General features: G+C 72.2%; 15 protein-coding genes. 14 read left to right on the top strand and 1 reads right to left on the bottom strand.

The window, feature by feature from the left end; genetic code table 11:
• Positions 1-3 precede the first annotated feature (3 nt).
• From BIU96_RS06510 to BIU96_RS06475, 8 genes are all read left to right on the top strand, one after another.
• The gene (locus BIU96_RS06510; RefSeq protein ID WP_071291783.1) at positions 4-825 is read left to right on the top strand and encodes a PP2C family serine/threonine-protein phosphatase; all 822 of its coding nucleotides are present in this window, start codon (positions 4-6) and stop codon (positions 823-825) included.
• 129 nt (positions 826-954) lie between these two features.
• Positions 955-2,367 (top strand): serine/threonine-protein kinase, encoded by a 1,413-nt coding sequence (locus tag BIU96_RS06505; RefSeq protein ID WP_071291782.1) that lies wholly within the window; start codon positions 955-957, stop codon positions 2,365-2,367.
• Complete coding sequence (locus BIU96_RS06500; RefSeq protein WP_071291781.1) at positions 2,340-8,243, top strand: Ig-like domain-containing protein; 5,904 nt, start codon at positions 2,340-2,342, stop codon at positions 8,241-8,243. Before BIU96_RS06505 ends, BIU96_RS06500 begins: the two co-directional genes overlap by 28 nt.
• 69 nt (positions 8,244-8,312) lie before the next feature.
• The gene (locus tag BIU96_RS06495) at positions 8,313-9,284 is read left to right on the top strand and encodes a MoxR family ATPase (protein ID WP_071291780.1); all 972 of its coding nucleotides are present in this window, start codon (positions 8,313-8,315) and stop codon (positions 9,282-9,284) included.
• 98 nt (positions 9,285-9,382) lie between these two features.
• On the top strand, positions 9,383-10,696 hold the full coding sequence (locus BIU96_RS06490) for a DUF58 domain-containing protein (RefSeq protein WP_071291864.1): 1,314 nt from the start codon (positions 9,383-9,385) through the stop codon (positions 10,694-10,696).
• Positions 10,693-13,191 carry a transglutaminaseTgpA domain-containing protein gene (locus tag BIU96_RS06485; protein WP_071291779.1) on the top strand — a complete coding sequence of 833 codons (2,499 nt, stop codon included), beginning with the start codon at positions 10,693-10,695 and terminating at the stop codon, positions 13,189-13,191. Before BIU96_RS06490 ends, BIU96_RS06485 begins: the two co-directional genes overlap by 4 nt.
• Positions 13,188-14,954, top strand: coding sequence for a zinc-ribbon domain-containing protein (locus BIU96_RS06480; protein ID WP_139199861.1), 1,767 nt, complete (start codon positions 13,188-13,190; stop codon positions 14,952-14,954). The genes BIU96_RS06485 and BIU96_RS06480 overlap by 4 nt, the downstream gene beginning before the upstream one ends.
• Before the next feature lie 106 nt (positions 14,955-15,060).
• Entirely contained in the window at positions 15,061-15,888 is an 828-nt protein-coding gene (locus BIU96_RS06475) for a hypothetical protein (RefSeq protein WP_139199859.1), read from the top strand.
• Between the two features lie 66 nt (positions 15,889-15,954).
• Here BIU96_RS06475 and BIU96_RS06470 read toward each other — a convergent pair whose 3' ends face one another.
• Positions 15,955-16,947, bottom strand: coding sequence for an asparaginase (locus tag BIU96_RS06470; RefSeq protein WP_071291776.1), 993 nt, complete (start codon positions 16,945-16,947; stop codon positions 15,955-15,957).
• An 80-nt stretch (positions 16,948-17,027) separates the two neighbouring features.
• Between BIU96_RS06470 and BIU96_RS06465 the strand changes: the two genes are divergently transcribed.
• The 6 genes from BIU96_RS06465 (at position 17,028) to BIU96_RS06440 (ending at position 23,095) form a co-directional block, all read left to right on the top strand.
• Positions 17,028-17,504, top strand: a complete 477-nt coding sequence (locus tag BIU96_RS06465; protein ID WP_071291775.1) for an OsmC family protein — start codon at positions 17,028-17,030, stop codon at positions 17,502-17,504.
• Positions 17,505-17,510: 6 nt separating this feature from the next.
• Positions 17,511-18,482: an FKBP-type peptidyl-prolyl cis-trans isomerase gene (locus BIU96_RS06460; RefSeq protein WP_071291774.1), complete on the top strand. Its 972-nt coding sequence runs from the start codon at positions 17,511-17,513 to the stop codon at positions 18,480-18,482.
• A 2-nt stretch (positions 18,483-18,484) separates the two neighbouring features.
• Complete coding sequence (locus tag BIU96_RS06455; protein ID WP_071291773.1) at positions 18,485-19,567, top strand: 1-deoxy-D-xylulose-5-phosphate reductoisomerase; 1,083 nt, start codon at positions 18,485-18,487, stop codon at positions 19,565-19,567.
• A gap of 124 nt (positions 19,568-19,691) precedes the next feature.
• The gene (locus BIU96_RS06450) at positions 19,692-21,026 is read left to right on the top strand and encodes an RIP metalloprotease (protein ID WP_175477473.1); all 1,335 of its coding nucleotides are present in this window, start codon (positions 19,692-19,694) and stop codon (positions 21,024-21,026) included.
• A 24-nt stretch (positions 21,027-21,050) separates the two neighbouring features.
• Positions 21,051-22,505 (top strand): cytosine permease, encoded by a 1,455-nt coding sequence (locus BIU96_RS06445; protein ID WP_071291771.1) that lies wholly within the window; start codon positions 21,051-21,053, stop codon positions 22,503-22,505.
• Positions 22,502-23,095: a cysteine hydrolase family protein gene (locus BIU96_RS06440; RefSeq protein WP_083402703.1), complete on the top strand. Its 594-nt coding sequence runs from the start codon at positions 22,502-22,504 to the stop codon at positions 23,093-23,095. The genes BIU96_RS06445 and BIU96_RS06440 overlap by 4 nt, the downstream gene beginning before the upstream one ends.
• The last annotated feature ends 9 nt before the right edge of the window (positions 23,096-23,104 follow it).

The raw sequence follows: 23,104 nt of genomic DNA, 5'->3' as shown, positions 1-23,104 counted from the left end.
AACGTGACCGAACTCGGCCGAGCAGCGACTGCGCACGCCATCGACGTCCCCGGTGCCGACGGCGCCACCCTGACGCTCTCGTGGGGAGCAGCGACCGACGTCGGTCGGCGCCGTGACCACAACGAGGACAGCTACATCGTCGCGGCACCGTTCTTCGTGGTCGCCGACGGCATGGGCGGGCACCTCGCGGGTGACCGGGCGAGCGACGCGGTCGTGCGTCGTCTCGAGCAGGCGACCGAGAGCGCCTTCACGACCCGGCAGTCGATCCAGCGGGCGCTGCTGCTCGCGACCGCGGACATCGAGCGGGCCGCCGGTGGCAACGCCATCGGTGCCGGCACCACGGTGACCGGCATCGCGCTCGTCGCGTCGCAGGGGCAGCCGGCGGCGCTGGTCTTCAACGTCGGTGACTCGCGCACCTACCGGATCGACGGCGGGGTCCTCCGTCGCGTGACGGTCGACCACTCCGTCGTGCAGGAGATGGTCGACGCCGGGCTGCTCCGTGCAGAGGACGCCGAGCGCCACCCGGACAGCAACGTGATCACCCGTGCCGTCGGGTTCGGCGAGCCGCCGGAGCCCGACTGGTGGACCCTGCCGCTCCGTGCCGGCGACCGCTACATCGTCTGCTCGGACGGCTTGACGAAGGAGCTCGGCGACGCCGGCATCGCCCGCATCGCGGCGCGGGTGCCGGGCGCGCAGGACCTCGCCGAGCGGCTGGTCGGCGACGCGGTCGTCGCGGGCGGCCGCGACAACGTGACGGTGGTCGTCCTGCAGGTCGACGGCGCACCCGACGACGGCGACGTCGAGGACACGCTCCCGCGTCACTGAGTGACCCCCGAACTGGGGTCCGACCGACGTTCCGCTGTGAGCGGTGTGCGGAATGTCGGTCACCCGCGGTTCGTACAATGGCATGGCCGTGACGAGAGAGCTGGCCGCTCGGCCGGGGAGGAGGGCACGATGGCGCGACGTCTGCCGTCCAGCCCGCCCGTGATCGGCGGCTTCAGCCCCGTGCACGTCCTCGGGTCCGGCGGGTTCGCCGACGTCTTCCTCTACGAGCAGGACATGCCGCGTCGGCAGGTCGCCGTCAAGGTGCTCCTCGACGAGGTCGTGGACGACCGGGTCCGGCAGATGTTCCAGGCCGAGGCCAACCTGATGGCCCGCCTCAGCACGCACCCGTCGATCCTCACGGTCTTCCAGGCGAGCGTGGCCTCCGACGGCCGCCCGTACCTCGTGATGGAGCTCTGCTCGTCGTCCCTGAGCGAGCGGTACCGCCGCGAGCCCATCCCCGTGTCCGAGGTGCTGTCGATCGGCATCCGGATCGGGTCCGCGCTCGAGACGGCGCACCGTGAAGGCGTCCTCCACCGCGACATCAAGCCGTCGAACATCCTGCTCACGGCCTACGGCAACCCGGTGCTCTCCGACTTCGGCATCGCGGCGACCATCGGCGAGTCCGACCCGGACGAACCAGTGGGCATGTCGATCCCGTGGTCCGCACCCGAGGTCCTCATCGACGAGTCGCGCGGCACCATCCAGTCCGAGGTCTACTCCCTCGCGGCCACCGTCTTCTCGTTGCTCGCGGGCCGCAGCCCGTTCGAGATCCGCGGGGGCAAGAACGGCGCCGCCGACCTGATGGGACGCATCGACAAGGGCGGGGTGAAGCCGACCGGCCGGACCGACGTCCCGCCGTCCCTCGAGCGCCTGCTGGCCGCCGCGATGTCCCGCAAGGTCGCCGGCCGGCCGTCCACCGTGATGGAACTCGTCCGCGGGTTCCAGCAGGTCGAGGCCGAGCTCGGCATCCCGCAGACCGCGGCCGACGTCGCGGTCGAGGCCTGGGCCGTCGCGACGCCGACGCCGCACGGCGACCGCACCATGATCCGTGAGCTCCAGCCGCCGTCCCGCGTCGGTGCCCGTCGGCGCACGCGCAAGGCCGTCGTCGGTGGTTCCTCCGCCGCCGCGTCGCAGAGCGTCGGGACCGTCCACCGCACCGGGTCGGTGACCCGTGCCCGACGGCGCTCGCGCTCCACGCTCGTGTGGGCCACCTCGTTGACGGTCGTGGTCGTCGCTGCGCTCGCGATCGCGACGGTCATCGTCGTCGGACGCCTCGGCGCCGGCGCGATCCCGGTCGTCTCGGACGTCCGCGCCGAGACCACGCCGGCGTCGGTGACCTTCACCTGGGCCGACCCGGGCCTCCGGAACGGCGACACCTACGTCATCTCGTCGAACGGCGCCGCCAGCCAGCAGACGGGGTCCAGCTTCGTCGTCTCGGGCAAGAAGGGCGACGAGGAGTGCATCGCCGTCGCTGTGAACCGCGACGGCAAGACCGGGGTCGCCAGCGCGCAGAAGTGCGCGACGATCGGGAGCAGCGGGTGATCCGGGCGTTCCTCGCGAAGCACCGTTCGGCCGCCGTCACCGTGGGCGCCTCGGTGCTCGTCGGCGCCGTCGTGGCCACCGCCGCGGTCGCGTCGACCGGGTACCACACGCAGCGCGTCGACCTCGGGGACGGCACGGTCTGGGTGCCGTCGGCCGAGTACGGAGCGGTCGGCCGGGCGAACACGGGTGTCCTGCAGCTCAACACCGCCGTCGAGACCGCGAGCGACGACCTGTCCGTGCTCCAGCGCGGGTCGATGGTCTACAGCGTCGACGAGACGAAGGGCACGGTCGCGAAGGTCGACGTCGCGGACGCCACCGTCGCGGACCCCGTGACCCTGCCCGCCGGCTCGCCCCAGGTCTTCTTCGCCGGGTCGACGGCGGTCATCGGCAACGCCGACACCGGTGAGCTGTGGGCGACGCCCGCGAAGGACCTCGGCGAGTTCGACGCGTCGACGAAGGCGGACCTGACCCTCGGCGCCGACGCCGTGTTCGACGCCTCGGACGACCACGTGGCGGTGTACTCGCCGCGGACCGGCACGGCGTCCCTCGTCGAGGTCGGCACCACGCTCTCCGTCGAGCAGCGCTGGACCGTCAAGATGGACCGCGCCGACGACTTCCAGGTCGCCTCGTTCGGCGACCACCTGGCCGTGCTCGACCGGACCTCCGGCGAGCTCTCGGTCGACGGCGACACCGTCGACCTCGGTGACCGCGTGGGCACCTCGCCGTCCCTCCAGCGGTCGGCCGACGACGCCTCGCGGGTGACCGTCGCCGGGACCGCCGGCCTCGTCCGGGTCTCGGCCTCCGGCGACGTGGACACCACCGCGCTGCGGGTCTCCGGCCGTGCCGCCCGACCCACCGTCGTCGGCTCCTGCACCTACGCGGCCTGGGCCGGCGGGCAGGCGATGGACAGCTGCCAGGGCAGCGGACTGCAACGCCTCGCCGACACCGCGGGCGCGGGTGAGCTGCAGATCCTGCACAACGGGCAGACCGTGGTCGCGAACGACCCCCGGAGCGGACGCTCCTGGGCGATCGACCGCAGCGGCCAGGTCATCGACAACTGGGCCGACCTGATCAAGAAGGACGACGACCAGCAGCAGGAACAGGTGTCCGACGACGACCCGGAGGTCGACAAGGACCAGAAGCCGCCGGTCGCGGTCGACGACGACCTGGGCGCTCGTCCGGGACGCACCACGAGCCTCCCGGTCCTGCTCAACGACTACGACCCCAACGGCGACCCGATCGTCATCAGCGAGGTCGGGCAGGTCGACGACGCCGTCGGCGACGTCGCGATCGTCGGCGACGGCCAGCGTCTGCAGATCACGCTCGCCGCACGGGCCGCGGGGACGGTCTCGTTCCCGTACACGATCACCGACGGCAACGGCGGATCGGACACCGCGACCGTCAGGGTGAGCGTCCGGCCGGACTCGGCGAACGACCCGCCCCGGCAGGTGCGGGACACCTCGGCCGACGTCGTGCAGAACGGGCACGTCGTCACCAACGTGCTCGGCGACTGGGTGGACCCGGACGGCGACCCGGTCTACCTGAAGTCCGCCAGCGCAGCCGACGGCGACCGCGAGTCGACGACGCCGGACGGGCTGCTCGACTTCCGGAACGCGAGCGGCAAGACCGGCGACCGCCCGGTGCAGCTCGTCGTCAGCGACGGCCGTGCCGACGGACGCGGCTCCGTCACCGTGCACGTCGCGAAACAGGGCAGCGTCCCGCTGTACGCGGATCCGTTCCCCGTGCAGGGGTACGCGGGCAAGGCCTTCACGGTCGACCCGCTCGAGCACGTGCGTGGCGGGAACGGCACCGTGACGCTGACCAGCGTTTCCTCTGCGGCGGGGCTGACCGTCACCCCGAGCTACGACTCGGGCACCTTCCGCGTGCAGGGAGCGCGGGCGGGGGACCACCAGCTCGAGTACACCGTCACGGACGGCACGAAGACGTCGAGCGGGATCGTCCGCATCACGGTCCTCGCGCCACCGGACGCCTCCAGTGCGCCGATCACCACGCCGAAGACGGTGTTCGTGAACACGCTGTCGACGAAGGACACGGACGTCACGGCGACCGACATCGACCCCGCGGGCGGTGTGCTGCTCGTCACCGCGCTCGACGGACCGGATCGCGGGTCCGGCGTGCAGGCGAGCATCCTCGACCAGCACACCGTGCGGGTCACGCTGACCGCACCGCTCGACGGGCCGGTCTCGTTCCGGTACACCGAGACGAACGGCCTGGCGTCGGCCACCGGGACCGTGACCGTCGTCGAGATCCCGCGACCCGACCGGATCCAACCGCCGGTCGCGCAGCCGGACACCGCCACCGTCCGGGTCGGCGACGTCGCGAACATCGACGTCCTCGACAACGACACCCAGCCCGAGGGCGAGCCCCTCACGCTGCTGCCGGACCTGGTCCAGAACGTCCCGGGCGACGGCGGGCTGCTGTTCGTCTCCGGCGACCACCTCCGGTACCTCGCGCCCACCACGCCGGGCAACTACACGGCCGTCTACCGCGTCGCCGGGCCGGACGGCCAGTACGCCGACGCCACGGTGTCGATCTCGGTGCGCGAGCAGGACGCCGCCACGAACAACCCGCCCGTCCCGCAGACCGTCACCGCCCGGGTCGTCGCCGGGCAGTCGGTCCGCGTCGCGATCCCGCTGAACGGCATCGACCCGGACGGCGACTCGGTCCAGCTCGTCGGCGTCGCGTCGAACCCGGACAAGGGCTCGGTGAACGACGTCGCGTCCGACTCGCTGACGTACGAGGCCGGTGACTACTCGGCCGGCACCGACGAGTTCACCTACACGGTCGTCGACGCACTCGGCGCCCGCGCGACCGGCACCGTGCGCGTCGGCATCGCCCCGCGGGCGGAGCAGGCATCGAACCCGGTGGCCGAGGCCGACCACGTGACGATCCGCCCCGGCGGCTCGGTGACGGTGCGCGTGCTGCAGAACGACTCCGACCCCGAGGGCGGCCAGCTCACCGTCACGAAGGCGGAGCCGACGGCGCAGGACGTCACCGCCAAGGTCCTGCAGAAGCAGCAGATCCGGGTGACCCCGCCGAAGACGGCGACGAGCGGCGACTACGCCGTGCTCTACACGGTGGCGAACGAGAACGGCGGCGTGAGCACCGCGTTCCTCACCGTCACGGTCGACGAGGACGCCCGACCCCTCCGACCCGAGGTCGACGACACCACGCTCGACCTGCAGGACATCATGCACCGGCAGAGCGTCACCGTCGACGTGCTCGACAACGTATTCTTCGCCGAGGGCACCGCGGCCGACCTGCGCGTCGGCGTGGTGGACGGCTACGGCGACACCGCCCGCGCGACCGAGGACCAGCGCATCGCCGTCCGGCTGACCGACGAGTCGCAGGTGATCCCGTTCTCGGTCGCCCGCGTCGACCACCCGGACATCGTGTCGTACGGCTTCATCCACGTCCCCGGCTTCGACGACGCCCTGCCGCAGGTGAACCGGACCGCCGGCGCGATCAGCGTGAAGAGCGAGGCCACCGTCCGCATCCCGCTGTCCAAGTACGTCGTGACGGCGAACGGCCAGACCGCGAAGATCACGGACGACGGCACCGTGAAGGCGACGCACGCGAGCGGGCAGGACCTGGTGGTCGACCCGTCCACGCTGCAGTTCACCTCGTCGAAGCTCTACTACGGCAACGCATCGATCTCGTTCGAGGTGACCGACGGATCGAACGCGAACGGCGGCAAGGGGCGGGTCGCCACGCTCGTGCTGCCGATCAAGGTCACCCCGCGCTCGAACCAGCCCCCGGCGTTCACCGGGTCGGCGGTCGACCTGCAGCCGGGGGAGTCGCGCACCATCGACCTCACGAAGCTGACCGACTACCCCTACCCGAAGGACCTGCCGGAGCTGCGCTACTCGGTCGTCAGCAAGCCGACCGCCGGCACAACGGCGACGATCTCCGGACAGAAGCTGACGGTCACGGTCGCCGACACGGCGAAGAAGAACACCACCGCCACCATCGGCATCGGTGTCGCCGACGACGCGAACGCCGGACGCTCCGGGTCGATCACGGTGGACGTCGTCGGCTCCACGCGGCCGCTCGTGCAGCCCGGCGCCGACCGCTCGGTCACGAAGCGGGGTGCCACGACGACGATCGACGTGCTGCAGAACGACCAGCCGACGAACCCGTTCCCCGAGCAGCGACTCCGGGTCGTGAACATCCGCGGGCTCTCCGGCGGGCTGCCGGGCGGCGTCACGGTGACGCCGAGCGCGGACCGCTCCCGGCTGCAGGTGAGCGTCTCCGACAGTGCGAAGCCCGTCGACACCCACCTGCAGTACCAGGTCGCCGACGCCACCGACGATCCGGACCGGTACGTGTGGGGCGACGTCACGATCTCCGTGCAGGACGTCCCGGACGCCCCCGGTGCGCCGAGCCGGACCGGCGCCTACCAGGGCGGTCAGGCAACGCTGACGTGGGCGACCCCGCAGGCGAACAACTCGCCGATCACCGGCTACCGCATCCAGGGCACGAACGGTGTCTCGAAGGACTGCGGCACCGCGACCGTCTGCACGATCACCGGGCTCGACCCGAGGTCGTCGTACCGGTTCAGCGTCATCGCGACCAACGCCGTCGGCGACTCGAAGCCGTCGGGGGAGTCCTCTCCTGTCAGCGCCGACTTCGTGCCGGCGCCGCCGAAGGGCATCACGGTCAGCCCGAGCACGAGCACGCCGAACCAGCTCGACGTCTCGTGGAACAAGGTCGACGCCCCGAACAACGGCACCCCGGTCGACGACTACGTCGTGACGATCGAGGGCCCCGGCCTCTCGTCGACGCGCAGCACGGGTACGGCGACGAGCACGTCGTTCACCGGTGCGCAGAGTGCGGCGCAGTACAAGGTCACCGTCTCGCCGCGGAACGCCGCGGACCGCAACGGCACGGTGGTGCAGTGGAACTCGGCGTCCGCTACGGGCGTGGCCGTCGGCAGGCCCTCGGCCCCAGGTAGTTTGACAGCGACGGGCCAGCAGAGCGGCGACACCACCGCGGTCTCGATCAACTTCTCGCAGGCCAGCGGGAACGGAAGTGGGATCCAGGCGTACTGGCTCTTCCGCCTGGCGAGCGGTTCATTCGACTGCACAGCTGTGACGGCGGATGACGCGACGAAGGTGGCCGGGGGCGGTGCGACTTCCTTCGCCGACTCGCCTGGTGGCGAACAGGCCCTCTACTACGCGGTAGTCGCGGTCAACGGGCAGGGATTCTGCAGTGCGAGCGTGACAGGGCCGGTGCGGTCCTATGAATCGCCTGCAGGGGCAACCGCGCGGGTTTCGTTGCCGACGTCGTCTGATCGCGACGGTAACTACCCGATCGTGGTATCCGGCATTCGGGCTACGGGGGGTACTGCGACCTTCTACAAAGTCAGCTTGGAAGGAGGGTCGAGCACGACGACGTCAGGCGGAGACGTCACTTTGTACCCGAGTGCCTACGGTGACACCCTCGGTGTCACGATCGAAGCGTGTCGCCTCCCTGACAACAACGGTCAGTACTGCGCTGATGCGGTCAACGTGGGTTCGGCTACTCCGCTGGCGACACGTGCCACCGCAGAGAGTCCGCAAGCTGGGGGCGCCATCGCGCTGAACCCCCCTCAGAACACCAAGAGTCCTTCTGTCCGCTACACGATCTACATCTGCAGCGGCTCCGCTCTCGAGTTCCTTGGCTGCCCGACGGGCGATTTGAATGGGTCGTTCGCGGAAGGGTCCGCCATCCCGGTCGATGCGCAGACCATCACCGTCGTGGCGACGGTCGGTGGGAAAACCGACAGCAACCCCGTCGTCCAGTCAGTCAAGGGCGCCGACCCGGAGCCGGACCCCGAGCCCTCCCAGCCGTCCGACCCCTCGCCGAGCGAGTAGCGCGGCTCCGTCGCCCGCTGACCGTACGCTGCCCCTACCGCCATCCCCGAGAACGAGGAACGACACCGCATGAGCATGACCCCGGAGCAGGCCACCTGGTTCGCCGACGTCGCAGGCCGCATCGTGACCAACGTCGAGCAGGTGCTCCTCGGGAAGACGTTCGTGATCCGCCTGGCGGTCACGGCGATGCTCAGCGAGGGACACCTCCTGCTCGAGGACGTCCCCGGCACCGGCAAGACGAGCCTGGCCAGGGCGATGGCGCAGAGCGTGCAGGGCTCGACGAACCGAATCCAGTTCACCCCCGACCTGCTCCCGGGCGACATCACCGGCATCAGCGTCTACGACCAGAAGACGCAGGAGTTCGACTTCCACCGCGGCCCGGTCTTCTCGAACATCGTCCTCGCCGACGAGATCAACCGCGCGAGCCCGAAGACCCAGTCGGCCCTGCTCGAGGCGATGGAGGAGTCCGCCGTCACGGTCGACGGCGTGAACCACAAGCTCGCCCAGCCGTTCATGGTCATCGCCACGCAGAACCCGATCGAGCAGGCCGGCACCTACCGTCTGCCGGAGGCGCAGCTCGACCGCTTCCTCATGAAGGCCTCGATTGGCTACCCGGACCACGCCGCCACGGTCAAGATCCTCGAGACCGCGTCGGCGCCGTCGAGCTCGGTGCCGCTGGCGAGCGTCGTCCCCGCCGCGACGATCACCGAGATGGCCGCCATCGCGCGGACGGTGCACGTCGACCCCGTGATCGCCGACTACGTCGCGCGGCTGGTCGACGGCACGCGTTCGGCGAGCGAGGTCCGTCTCGGCGTCAGTGTCCGCGGGGCCATGGGCCTCATGCGCGCCTCGCGGGTGTTCGCCGCCCTGAACCACCGTCACTACGTCACGCCCGACGACGTGAAGGCCCTCGCGGTCCCGGTCCTCTCCCACCGCCTGGTGCTCGACGCCGAGGCCGAGTTCGACGGCGTCAGCGCCCCGAGCGTGATCGCCCAGCTGCTCGTCGAGACCCCGCCGCCCGCGGACCGGTCCGCGTCGTGACGGACCGCCGGCCCGTCTCCACGCGGTCGCGCCGCCCGTCCTCGACGCGGTCGCGTCGCGGGACGACGGCGTACGAGCGCACGGGGACGGTCGCCGGCTTGACCAACGTCCGGACACGCCTGGTCGGTGACCGTGAGGGCGTGGCAGCAGAGGCCGTCGTCGGTCTCGCCCGGGCCTGGGCGACGGCCTGGAGACTCGTCAAGCGCGGGTGGGCAGAGGTCTCGTCCGTGGTCACCGGCCTGGGATGGACGGTCGCCGCGCTCACGCTCGTCGCGTTCGTGCTCGGGTACCGCTTCGGGCTGCGGGAGGTCGTCGTCGTCGGCTTCGCGGGGGTGGTCCTCGTGGTCGTCGCCGCGATCGCCCTCATCGGCCGCTCGCGACTGCTCATCCGGATGCGGCTGCCGCAGCACCGCGTCGCCGTCGGTGACGATGCCGGCGTGGTGGTCACCGCGGAGAACCCTGCGCGGCTGCCGTCGGTGCCGACGACCGTGGAGGTCCCGGTCGGGTCCGGCCTGGTCGACGTCGCGATCCCGTCGATCGGCCCACGCGGCACGTTCGAGCGCGAGGTCCCGGTGCCCACGGTGCGACGCGGTGTGCTCGACGTGGGGCCGGTGACGGGCGTCCGCGCCGACCCGGTCGGTCTGGTCCGGCGCGAGGTCGTCTGGACCGCCCGCGAGCAGGTCATCGTGCACCCCCGGACGATCGCGATCCCGTCGACGAGCACCGGGCTCGTGCGTGACCTCGAGGGGCAGGCCACGACCGACCTGTCGCCGTCGGACATCGCGTTCCACGCCATCCGTGAGTACATGCCGGGCGATGACCCCCGAACGATCCACTGGAAGTCGACGGCGAAGTCCGGCGCGCTGATGGTCCGGCAGTTCGAGGACACCCGTCGGTCGCACCTCGTGATCGCGCTCGGGATCTCCCGCGCCGAGTTCGCCGACGACGAGGAGTTCGAGCTGGCCGTCAGCGCCGCTGCCTCCCTCGGGACCCGGGCGATCCGCGACGGCCGAGAGGTCACGGTCGTGGTGTCCGAGCGGACCCCGGAGTTCGCCAAGCGCGCCGTCTACGCCGTGCACCCCCTGCCGACCGTCACCCCGACGCGGCTGCTCGACGACTTCGCGTCGGTCGGCCTGGCGGACGCCTGCCTGCCGATCGCCGAGGTCTCCCGCATCGTCGGCAACGACACCGCCGGCATCTCGGTCGCCTTCCTCGTGGTCGGGTCCACCGTCGAGCTGCCCGCACTCCGGCTCGCGGCGACGCGCTTCCCCGTCGGGGTCGAGGTCGTGGCGGTCATCTGCGAGCCCGAGGCGCAGCCGCGCTTCCTCCGCGTCGCCGGCCTCACGGTGATGACGATCGGCTACCTCGACGACCTCCGGCACGCCCTGCACCGATCGGCGACGGCGGCGTGAGCGCCGCAGCGGACCCGGGCACCCGGGCGCGGAAGACCGTCCGGAAGGACGCCCGTCGCGAGGCACGCCGACTGACCCCGACGCGGCTCGTCGGTGGCACGCTCGCGGTCTGGCTCCTGCTGGCCGTCGCGAGCACGGCGTGGTGGCCGGTGTACCGCGACGACGCGATGATCGTCGCGGCCGTGACCGCCGTGGTCTTCGGCACGCTCGTCGCCCTGATCGGGACGGTCTTCCGCCTGCCCACCGCGGTCGTCGCGATCGCCACGGTGGCCGCGTTCGCGCTGACCGGCGTGCCCGCGGCGGTGCCGGGTCAGGCGAACGGCCTGCTGCCGACGGGGCAGGGGCTCATCGACCTGTTCGCCGGCGTCGCCCTCGGCTGGAAGCGGCTGGTGACCATCAGCCTGCCCGTCGGATCCTACGAGTCGTTGCTCGTCCCGTACTTCGTGACGCTCCTGATCGCGACCGTGACGGCCGTGAGCGTGGCGACCCGCGCCTCCAGGCAGGAACTCGCGAGCATCCCGGCGCTCGTGCTCTTCGCGGCCGGTGTCGTGATCGGGCCGAGCCGGCTGGACACGTCGATCGCGACCGCGGTCGCGCTCACCGGGATCGCGCTCGTCTGGGCGCTCACGGTGCGCCATGCGCGCCGCGCCGTCGCGGTGGCGACCACCATCGGCGCCCGCGTCCCGATCGTCCGGTCCGTGCTGCGTCCGGCGCTCGTGGGGAGCGCGACGATCGTGGCGGCCGCCGTCGTCGCGACCGGACTCGGTCTCGTCGCTCCGCCGTCGGTGGGGCGCACCGTGGCACGGACCGACGTCGTGAAGCCGTTCGACCCGCGCGACTACGTCAGCCCGCTGAGCGGCTTCCGCGCCTACGAGGAGCAGACCGAGGCCGACACCACGCAACTGCGCGTCACCGGCCTGCCGGCGAACGGCTTCGTGCGGATCGCGACCCTCGACACGTACGACGGCGTCGTCTACCGCGTGGGCGGGGCGGACGGCGCGACGGCGTCCGGCACCTTCGAGCGGGTCCCGACGTCCGTCGACGTGCGGGGTGTCCGCGGCACCACGGTGCGCGTCGGCGTGCGCGTCGAGGGGTACAGCGGTGTCTGGCTGCCGACCGTCGGCGACCTCGAGCGCGTCGAGTTCACCGGCACGGACGCGGCGCAGGAACGCGGTGCGTTCTTCTACAACGGGTCGACCGGAACCGGCGCCGTCGTGGGCGGGATCGCGGACGGCACCCGCTACGACCTGACGGCCGTGCTCCCGGAACAGCCGACCGACGACGAGCTGGCCACCGCGCGACCCGGTGACGCCTCGATCCCGACGCCGCGGTCGGTCCCCGACGCCGTGCGGGACACCGTCGACGCGTACACCGGGAACGCCGACACCGACGGCGCCAAGCTCGTCGCGATGATCCAGGAACTCAAGCGGAACGGCTACGTCAGCCACGGCGTGGGCGACGACCGGGCGAGCCGCTCCGGGCACGGTGCCGACCGCATCCAGGAACTCCTGACGTCCCCGATCATGATCGGCGACCAGGAGCAGTACGCGGCGGCGGCAGCGCTGATGGCGAACCAGCTCGGGTACCCGGCACGCGTGGTGATGGGCTTCACGGCCGGCGGCGACGCCGGGGGAGACGCCCGTGCGGGTTCGACCACGGGCGGCACCACGACGTTCCGCGGCTCGGACGTCACCGCCCGCGTCGAGGTCGACACGGCGCAGTGGGGCTGGGTGATGATCGACCCGAACCCGACCGTGCGCGACATCCCCGACGAGCAGCAGCAGACCCCGCAGCCGGTCACCCGCCCGGAGACCGTCGTGCCGCCGCCCCCGGCCGAGCAGCAGGACCAGTCCCAGCAGGCACCGCCGCAGAGCGACCGCAACACACCGCCCGTGCAGCCCCTGTGGCTGCAGATCCTGCTGGCCGCGCTGCCGTGGGTGCTCGCCACGCTCGGTTTCGTCGCCCTCGTGCTCCTGCCGTTCGGCGTCATCGTGCTCCTCAAGCGCATCCGTCGTCGCCGCCGACGCCGGGCGCCGACCCCCCGTGGCCGCATCGTGGGTGCCTGGGACGAGTACCGCGACGCGCTCGTCGACCGCGGGCACGACGTGGACCGCTCGGCGACCCGGCGGGAAGCCGTCGTCGGTGCGCCGGGCGACGGGGGCAATGGCCTCGCCGCGCTGGCGGACCGGTCCGTCTTCGGCCCGAACGACGCCGACGTCACCACCGCCGACCGGATGTGGTCCGCGGCGGACGACGCGATCTCGAGCCTCCGCACGGGGCGCACCCGCAAGGAGCGCATCCGGGCCGCGGTCTCGCTCCGGTCGCTGCGGATCGCCGACGGGCCGCGGTCTGCCGGCACCGCGGTCGCCGCGGTCGTCGGTGGGCGTGGAGGTCGTCCCTCGCGCGGCCAGGGTGCGGCCGGAGCGCGTGACTACGATGGCCTGCAGGCCGGCGAGCGTCGTGGACGGCCGAGTGAGGACAGAGGACACCCGTGATCAGATGCGAACACTGCGGATCGATGCTCCCGGACGGAGCGATCTTCTGCGGTGAGTGCGGGCGTGCGGTGACCGCTGCGGCGAACCGTCGACCGGTCGCGCCGACGCCCGTCGAACAAGCACCCCCGCCGCCCCTGCAGCAGCCCGACCTGCACGGCCGCCGGATCGACCCCGCCGCCGACGCCTGGTTGCCCGAGGCGACCCTCGACCCCGCGACCCGCGCCTGGCTGACCGGCGCGGACCGTCGCGACGAGCAGCCCCCGGCACCCGTGCCCGTGCAACGTCCCGACGACCACGCTCCCCGATCCGCGCCGACGCACGTGCACGGTGCCGGTTCCGGTCTGGGTGACTGGACCGGCCAGCAGGCCACCGAGCCCGCCGACCCGCGGCTGGACACCGGCGTCGACGAGGCGCCGACCGAGCCGCCGCTCGACCCGAACGCGTACCCGTCCGAGGCCGAGGACCCCGAGGTCACCTGGCTCGCCGACCGTGCGGCCGGTACCGACGACTCCCAGCACGACACGATCCAGCGTGGCGCGGCCGAGCCCTTCGCCGCCGAGCCCGTCGCGCCGGTGTGGAGTCCGCCACAGGACCAGGCTCCGGTCGCGCCCCCCGCCGGACCGTCCTGGTGGGTCGGGCGTTCGAACGCCGCGACTCCCGACACGACGGTCACCGACGCGGCGGGGCCCGAGGACGACGACGCACCGGACCGCGACGAACCCACCGCCGTCGCCGGAGGCGCTTCCGCAGTGGTCTCGCCGCCGCAGCCGGGTGACACCGCCGTCGTCGAGCCGCTCGTCGACCGTCGTCCGCCACGCCCAGCGCCGCTCGTGACGCCGGGGTCGCAGGCAACGACGTGCCACGTGTGCGGCCACCTCCTCGAGCCGGACGACATCTTCTGCGGCGAGTGCGGTGCGGTGCGACCCGCGGTGACCGCCGCCTTCACGGGGCAGATCGTGCCCCTGCCGATGGACCGGCCCGACTGGGCGGCCGACGACTCGGTGCAGGCCGTGGTCGACGAGGTCGTCGACGCCGAGGCGGAGGCCGAAGGCGACGCCGCGGACGAGGTGCCCGAGCGTGCAACCGCCGACACCGACGACTCTGTGGTGGACGACGACTCCGCCGCGAGCGACGACACCCCGTCCGCGCCGCTGCGTCCTCGTGGCGTCCACGCCGCACCGGTGACCGACGAGTCGCCTTCCGCGGAGCAGCTGAGTCCACCCGCCGCCCCGGCGTCCGCGACCCTGCCGTCGTCGGCCCCGGTCGCCGAGGACACGGCCGCGGTCCGGGTCCCGACGGCCGCACCGCTCCCGCCGTTGCCCGGCGTCACCGGTCCTGTGCTGCCCCTCCCGCCGACGGACGGTTCGCCGACCAGTGCCGACGGCGACCTCGAGGACGACGTCGAAGAGACGCGCATCGTCTCGAAGACCCCGACCCACGCGCCGTTCGTGCTGCACTTCAGCACGGGTGAACGGTTCGGCGTGCACGGCACCGGGCTCGTCGGGCGCCTGCCGCGCCCACAGCCCGGCGAACGCTTCGACGACTTGCTCACCGTGCACGACCCGGGCAAGTCCGTGTCGAAGACGCACCTCGAGCTCGGTCGTGACGGAGACGACCTCTGGGTCTCGGATCGCTTCTCCGGCAACGGCACGGTCGTCCGGCACATCGACGGGTCGATCCGTCGCTGCGAGCCGGGTCGTCGTTACCGGGTCGAGCGCGGTGCCCGCGTCGACATCGGGGAGCAGTTCTTCCTCGTGCAGTGAGCACCACGTGCGCCGGTTCCTCCACAGGAGCCGGCGCATCGTCGTTCGTCCACAGATCGCTGGGCGTGACCCGAGGGACCGGACGCCGGGTGGTGTGCTGTCCGGCATGCAGCCGCTCGTCGCCCGATGTCTCCTCATCGGGACGTCGCTCGTGCTCGTCGCCGTCGGGGTCGTCGCGCCGCTGACCGGGCTCGCGCGGACGATCCTGTTGGTGGCGGCCGCGTGCTGCGCCGTGCTCGACGTCCTGCTCGTCCGTTCGGCTCGCGCCGGTGACGGGTCGTCGGCGGCGGTCGTCCTCGGGCCGCCGCCGACCCCGGCGTCACCGCACCCGGACGACGAGCCCAGCGGGATCGTGAACCGGGCCGCCCCGGAACCGGCCCCGCACACGGTGACATTCGGGACCGGTCCCGACGGTCATGCGGTCGAGTTGCCGGTTGGTTCCGTGCGCGCCCACGTGGTGGTCGTCGGCACCGGTGCCCTCGCCCATGCGGTGTACCGGGCACTGGCGGTGCAGGTGCTCGCGATCGTCGAGCAGGACGCGGCCGTCGTGCGGTCGGCCGCAGCCCCGGACCTCGAAGACCTCGACGGCTTCGTCATCCGGGCCGACCCGCCAAGGAACACGTCGAGCCGAGAAGGAGCACGCGCACCGGCTCCGGCTTCGGCACGGCCGACGAGTGTCTGGGCCCCGGAACCCCCGACGGCCCCGAGCAGCCCACGCCTCCCACCGGGCACGGCCGTCCTCGCGGCGGACCCGCACGCCTCCACCCCGACGACCCTGGTGCTGGTCCCCGGCCTCAGCCTGCTCCCGCGTCGGTTCGACGTCGTGGTCGAGGTCACCCGGTACGGCTGCACCGTCCGCCGCCGCGACGACTCCCGCGATGACCGCCGCGGCGTGCCGATCGCTCCGGCCCTCCCGCAGATCGACCTGACCTGATCCGACCTGAAGACCCCGAACCGAACCGAACCGGGCCGGCGCCGGGACAGGGCCGGCCGGGGCCGCTCAGCGCAGTCCGGCGCCGACCCGGACCGCGCCGACCGGGACCCCTCCACCGAGCACCTGCTCGCCCGTCGCCGCCATGACGTCCGCCACACCGGCCGCGTCGACCAGGCCGTTCCGCTCGAGCAGCGTCAGCGCCGCGAGGGTCCCCGCGCGCTGCGAGCCGTCGAGCGTCTTCACGGCGACGGCCGCACCACCCGGCAGGCCCATCACCATGACGCCCTCGGCGCCGAGCTTCGCGAGCACGCGGAGCCGTTCGATCGTCACCGTGTTCGCCCGACCGATGCCGTCGAGCGCCCACGGGTGGTCGAGCACCGCGTCCGTCAGGGCCGCGGTGTCGGACTCCGCCCGGGCGACGACGCCCGCGAAGCCGCGCGCGAGGCCGGTCAGGGTCAGCGGGAACACCGGGGCACCGCACCCGTCGGTGCCGACGACGTCGACGGTCTCGTGGGCGAACTCCTCGACGGTGGACCGGACGCGCTGCTGCAGTGGGTGCGTGATGTCGAGGTAGGTGGCCTCGTCCCAACCGTTCACCCGGCAGGCAGCGAGCATGCCGGCGTGCTTGCCCGAGCAGTTCATCGCGAGGCGACGGGGGCCGTCCATCGTGCGGGCGGTGGCTCGGTCGAACGGCAGGTCGGGAGGGCACCCGAGGTCGGCCTCGACGTGGTCGAAGGACTCGAGCATGTGCAGGGCGATGGCCTGGTGGGCGGCGGTGCCGGCGTGGCTCGCGGTGGTGAGCACGAGTTCCTCGTCGGAGAACACCGCTCCGGCCCGGCGGATCGCCAACGCCTGGAACGGCTTCATCGTCGAGCGGGGGTAGATGCTCGCCTGCACGTCACCGACGGCGTCCACGACGGTGCCGTCCGGGGCGACGAGCACACCGGCGCCGACGTGCCGGCTCTCGTCGAAGCCGTTGCGATCGAGGACAGCCAACTCGACCGACCCGTCGGCGGTGAGAGGATGGCGATCAGTGCGGACATCGGGGCTCACCGTCATGCCGCCACCCTACCGACGCGGCCGCCCGCACCCGCACACGCCGGACGACCGCACCGCCACTCCGAACGAAGGACCCGCTCGTGACCGACCACTCCTACGAGGTCTCCGTCCGCTGGACGGGCGACCGCGGCTCCGGCACGAGCGGCTACCGCGACTACGGTCGCGAGCACGACGTCACGGCCACCGGCAAGCACGACATCGCGGGGTCCGCCGACCCGACCTTCCGTGGCGACCGCGAGCGCTGGAACCCCGAGGAGATGGTCCTGGCGTCGCTCGCGCAGTGCCACATGCTGAGCTACCTGCACGTCGCCGTGACGCAGGGCTTCACCGTCGTGGACTACGAGGACCGGGCGACCGCGAGCCTCAACCTCAACCGCGACGGCTCGGGCGAGCTCACCGAGGCGACGCTGCACCCCGTCGTCACGATCCTCGAGGCCGACCGGGTGGCCGACGCCGAGGCAGCGCACGCCACGGCGTCGAGTCTCTGCTTCATCGCCCGCTCGGTGGCCTTTCCTGTGCACCACGCCCCGCACACCAAGGTCCGTGCGGCACACTAGGTCCTCGTGAAGCGTCTGCGTCTCCTCCCGATCGCCCTCGTCCCCGCCGTCGTGCTGGGCCTCGCCGCATGCTCCGGCTCCGGATCGGGTGGCGGCTCCGCCAGCCCGACGCCGTCCGCGAGCGCTACCGCCTCGGCGATCACGTCCTGCCCGAAGCCGGGCGCCTCGTCGAAGGCGATCACGGTCAGTGGCGCGTTCGGCGGGAAGACCGCGCCGACGGTGGAGTTCGACGGTGGCCTCTCGGCGAAGAAGCCCCAGGCCAGCACCGTCACGCAGGGCAAGGGCGCTGCGCTCAAGGACGGCGAGTACGCGCAGGTCTCGTACAGCGTCTACCAGGCGTCGGACGCGAAGAAGCTCGGCACGGTCGGCTTCGACCAGGGCAACCCGCAGGTCCTGTCGGTCGGTGGCACCGGGTTCGGTGCGCTCCTGGCCTGCTCGAACGTGGGGGACCGCGTCGCCGCCATCGGCCAGTCCTCGGCGCTCGGGTTCAACACCGGCGGCGAGATCGTCGTCGTCGCCGACGTCGTGGCCCAGACCCCGACGAAGGCGACCGGCAAGCCGCAGACGCAGGACCCGAAGCTCCCCACGGTCAAGGAGAAGGCCGACGGCGAGCCCGAGATCACCGTGCCGAAGGGCGTCGCCGCCCCGACGAAGACCACGGCCGAGGTCATCAAGCAGGGCACGGGCGACACGATCGCCGACGGCGACACCGCGCTCGTGCAGTACAAGGGCGTCGTCTACGACACGGGCAAGGAGTTCGACTCCTCGTGGTCGAAGGGCGCCCCGACGACGTTCACCATCTCTGAGGGCTCGCTCATCAAGGGCTTCGTGACGGGTCTCGTCGGGCAGAAGGTCGGCTCGCAGGTCCTCATCGTCGCCACTCCGGAAGACGCCTACGGGGCCACGCCGCGCGAAGGCTCGGGCATCCCGAAGAACGCCACCCTGGTCTTCGTCGTCGACATCCTCGCCAAGGGCTGACCGTGGCCAAGCGCCGCGTCGTCATCCTCGGCAGCACCGGCTCGATCGGCACGCAGGCGCTCGACGTCGTCGACCGCAACCCGGACCGCTTCGAGGTGGTCGGCCTCACCGCCGGCCGGAACCGCGAGCTCGTCGCCGAGCAGGCTGCGCGGTTCGGCGTCCGTGACACAGCGTTCGGCGCCGAGGACTCCGAGCGCCTCGTCCGGAGCGTCGAGGCCGACGTGGTCCTCAACGGCATCACCGGATCGGTCGGCCTCGGCCCGACCCTGGCGGTCCTCGAGTCCGGCGCGACGCTGGCCCTGGCGAACAAGGAGAGCCTCATCGTCGGCGGCCCGCTGGTGCAGGCCGCCGCGGCCCCGGGGCAGATCGTGCCCGTCGACAGCGAGCACTCGGCGATCGCGCAGGCGTTGCGCTCCGGCACCGCCGACGAGGTCCGTCGGCTGGTCCTCACCGCCAGCGGCGGCCCGTTCCGCGGCCGCTCCCGCGCCGAACTCCGCGACGTGACGCCGGCCGAGGCACTCGCACACCCGACGTGGGACATGGGCCTCGTGGTGACGACGAACTCCGCGACGCTGGTCAACAAGGGCCTCGAGGTCATCGAGGCCCACCTGCTCTTCGACGTCCCCTACGACCGCATCGACGTCACGGTGCACGCGCAGTCGATCGTGCACTCGATGGTCGAGTTCACCGACGGGTCGACGATCGCGCAGGCGTCGCCGCCCGACATGCGGCTGCCGATCGCGCTCGGCCTGGCGTGGCCGGACCGTGTGCCGGGTGTCGGGGTGCCGCTGGACTGGACGACCGCGAGCACGTGGACCTTCGAGCCCCTCGACGACGCCGCGTTCGGCGCGGTGGCCCTGGCGAAGCGGGTCGGGCAGCTCGGCGGGACGTTCCCGGCCGTGTTCAACGCCGCGAACGAGCAGGCCGTCGCCGCGTTCCACGCGGGGGCGATCGGCTTCCTGGACATCGTCGAGACGGTGGAGCGCGTCGTCGACGAGCACACCGCGGGGGAGCCCTCCCTCGAGGGCGTGCTGGCAGCGGAGCGCTGGGCGCGCGCCGCGGCGGACCGCACGCTCTCCCGCTGACGCGCGTCGCGCCTCCAGTCCGGTACGGACGCTGCGGACCCGAGAAGGCGACTGCCTGGAGGCGCGGATCACCTCCCAGACGGCGCTCGGCTCCGTCATGGCAACCGTCCCGTACCCTTTCCCGGTGACCGTCGAATCCGTCCTGCTCTTCGTCCTCGGCGTGGTCGTCTTCATCATCGGCCTGCTGGTCTCGATCGGACTCCACGAGCTGGGGCACCTGTCCTTCGCGAAGCTGTTCAACGTCAAGGTGACGCAGTACTCGCTGGGGTTCGGCAAGGCCATGTGGTCGTTCCGCCGGGGTGAGACCGAGTACGGCATCCGCCCGATCCTGCTCGGCGGCTACATCTCGATGGTCGGCATGCTGAAGCCGCGTGCGTCCGGTCGGGCGAACGCGATCACGAACACCGGCATGTACGGCGCGTTCGTGCAGGACGCCCGTCAGGCCAGCGCGGAGCAGATCGCCGACTCCGGCGGCGACGACTCGCGGGCGTTCTACCGGCTGACGCCGTGGAAGCGGATCATCGTGATGGTCGCCGGACCCGCCATGAACCTCGTGATCGGCGTCTTCCTGTTCGGGGTGCTCCTCGTCGGCTTCGGCGCGCCCACCACCACCTTCACCTCGAGCGTCGACTGCGTCCTGCCGACCAGCCAGGCGACGACGTGCACCTCGGGCGACGCCGTGTCCCCGGCGAAGCAGGCCGGCATCCGCTCCGGCGACGTCGTGCTGTCGGTCGCGGGCAAGCAGGACCCGACGATCGCCGAGGTGTCCGAGGTCTTCCAGCGGTCCGCCGGCCAGGACGTCACGGTCGTCGTCGAGCGCGACGGCGCCGAGAAGACGCTGCACATCACCCCGACCACGGCCACCCGCGACGTCTACACGGCGGACGGTACGGTCGCGAAGGACGACGACGGCGCGACGAAGACCCAGCAGGTCGGCGTCGTCGGCGTGAGCATCGGCCAGTCGCTCGTCCGGCAGTCGCCCGCCGCCGTCCTGCCCGCGACCGGAGCGCAGATCTCGGCGTCGGCGCACCTCATCATCGACCTGCCGCAACGACTCGTCGCGGTCTGGAACGCGGCCTTCGGCGCCCAGGAGCGGTCGCAGGACAGCCCGGTCTCGGTCGTCGGCGTCGGGCGGGCGATCGGCGAGGTCTCGTCGATGAGCGGCGTGCCCGTGGTCGACAAGGCGTACACGATCCTCGGACTGCTGGCGTCGCTCAACATCGGCCTGTTCGTCCTCAACATGGTGCCGCTGCTGCCGCTCGACGGCGGGCACATCGCCGGCGCCCTGTGGGAGGCCGTGAAGCGCCGTGCGTTCCGGCTCGTCGGCAAGGCCGACCCGGGGCCGATCGACCTGGCGAAGACCATGCCGCTGACGATGGTCGTGGTCGTCCTGCTCGCCGGCATGAGCGCGCTGCTCATCTACGCCGACATCGTGCGCCCGGTCAACCTGTTCGGGTAGTCGCCCCGGCGCTACGCTCAGCGGATGAGCACAGCGCCCACGAACCCCTCCGAGGTTCGCACCGTCGAGCGTCAGGGCCTCGACGTCATCGCCGAGTCCGACCGGAAGGGCACGCCCCGGGGCTTGTTCTGGCCGTGGTTCGCGGCGAACATCTCCGTCCTCGGCATCGCGTACGGGTCGTTCGTGGTCGGCTTCGGCATCTCGTTCTGGCAGGCCACGGTCGTCTCGGTGATCGGCGTCGCGTTCTCGTTCCTGCTCTGCGGCGTCGTCGCGATCGCGGGCAAGCGTGGGTCGGCCCCGACGATGGTGCTGAGCCGCGCGGCGTTCGGCGTACGGGGGAACCGGGTGCCCTCGTTCCTGAGCTGGATCCTCACCGTCGGGTGGGAGACGGCCCTCGCCGCGCTGGCGGTCCTGGCGACGTCGACGGTGTTCGAGGAGCTCGGCTGGGACGGCGGCGTGCTGACCAAGGTCGTCGCACTCGTGGTCGTCGCCGCCCTCGTGGTCGGTGCGGGCGTCGCGGGCTTCGACGTGATCATGCGCCTGCAGACCTGGATCACGGTGATCACGGGCGTGCTGACGGTCGTCTACGTGGTGCTCGCCGCGCCGTCCATCGACTTCGGTGCGATCGCCGCGATGCCCTCCGGCAGCGGCCAGCAGGTCATCGGGGCGCTCGTGCTCGTGATGACCGGTTTCGGGCTGGGCTGGGTCAACGCCGCCGCCGACTACTCGCGGTACCTGCCGCGGTCGGCCTCGACCGGCGGCGTGGTCTGGTGGACCACGTTCGGCGGAGCGCTGGCACCGGCGGTGCTGGTGGTCTTCGGCGTCCTGCTCGCCGGCTCCTCACCGAAGCTCAGCGCCGCGATCGGCGCGGACCCGATCGGTGCCCTGACGACCATCCTGCCGGTCTGGTTCCTCATCCCGTTCGCCCTCGTCGCGATCCTCGGCCTGGTCGGCGGTGCGGTACTCGACATCTACTCGTCGGGGCTGGCCCTCCTCAGCGTCGGCGTGAAGATCCCGCGCCCGGTCGCCGCCGGGGTCGACGGGGTGTTCATGGTCGCCGGCGCGGTCTACATCGCCTTCTTCGCGAAGGACTTCATCGGGCCGTTCCAGGCGTTCCTCATCACCCTCGGCGTGCCGATCGCCGCCTGGGCCGGCGTCTTCGTCGCCGACGTGGTGCTCCGACGCTCGGCGTACGCCGAGGGCGAGCTCGACGATCGTCGTGGCCGCTACGGTGACGTCCGCTGGGGCGCCATCGCACTCGTGGCGATCGGGACCGCCCTCGGCTGGGGACTGGTCACCCTGGCGTCCCCCGCCTGGCTGTCCTGGCAGGGCTACCTGCTCGGACCGCTCGGCCTCGGTGGCCGTGACGGCGCGTGGGCGTACGCGAACCTCGGGGTCCTCGTGGCGCTCGTCGTCGGGTTCGTCGGCACGCTCCTGACCGCCCGCGGCGCAGTCCGCCGGCAAGAGGCACGCCGGTGACCGGGGCAGCTCCGGACGACGCCTGGCTCGTGGTCATCGACATGCAGCAGGTCTTCACGGGGGACAGCCCGTGGGCCGCGCCGCGGTACGACCACGCCACCGCCGGCATCGAACGGCTGCTGCCGCGCTTCACCGGCCGCACGGTCTTCACGCGCTTCGTCGCACCCGAGCGGCCGCAGGGCGCGTGGGTGCCGTACTACCGCGACTGGCCCTTCGCCCTCCGGCCCGAGGGCGACCCCCTCTGGGACCTGACCGAGCCCTTCGCGTCGGCCGCGGCGGACCGACGCGACCCCGTCGTCACCGAAGCGACCTTCGGCAAGTGGGGGACGGGCCTCCAGGCAGTCGTCGGCGACCACCCGCACCTGGTCCTCACCGGGGTCTCGACGGACTGCTGCGTCCTGTCGACGGCGCTGGCGGCGGCGGATGCCGGTGCCACCGTGACGGTGGTCGCCGAGGCCTGCGCCGGTGCGAGTGACGACGACCACGAGCGCGCCCTGGCGGCGATGCGCCTGTACGCCCCGCTCATCACCGTCGTCGACACGGCGGCGGACCTGTCAGCGCGCACCGAGACGGACATCCCGAGCGCGTAGAGTGCACCA

The sequence above is a fragment of the Curtobacterium sp. MCBA15_008 genome (assembly GCF_001865065.1).
Classification (GTDB): Bacteria; Actinomycetota; Actinomycetes; order Actinomycetales; family Microbacteriaceae; genus Curtobacterium.
Note: the sequence above shows the minus strand (reverse complement) of the source record. Positions and strands in the feature narration are given on the sequence as shown.

Excerpts from the sequence above, each read along its gene's own strand:
- BIU96_RS06445 (WP_071291771.1), top strand. The coding sequence starts at position 21,051 with ATGAGCACAGCGCCCACGAACCCCTCCGAGGTTCGCACCGTCGAGCGT.
- BIU96_RS06470 (WP_071291776.1), bottom strand. The coding sequence starts at position 16,947 with ATGACGGTGAGCCCCGATGTCCGCACTGATCGCCATCCTCTCACCGCC.
- BIU96_RS06475 (WP_139199859.1), top strand. The coding sequence starts at position 15,061 with ATGCAGCCGCTCGTCGCCCGATGTCTCCTCATCGGGACGTCGCTCGTG.
- BIU96_RS06505 (WP_071291782.1), top strand. The coding sequence starts at position 955 with ATGGCGCGACGTCTGCCGTCCAGCCCGCCCGTGATCGGCGGCTTCAGC.
- BIU96_RS06495 (WP_071291780.1), top strand. The coding sequence starts at position 8,313 with ATGAGCATGACCCCGGAGCAGGCCACCTGGTTCGCCGACGTCGCAGGC.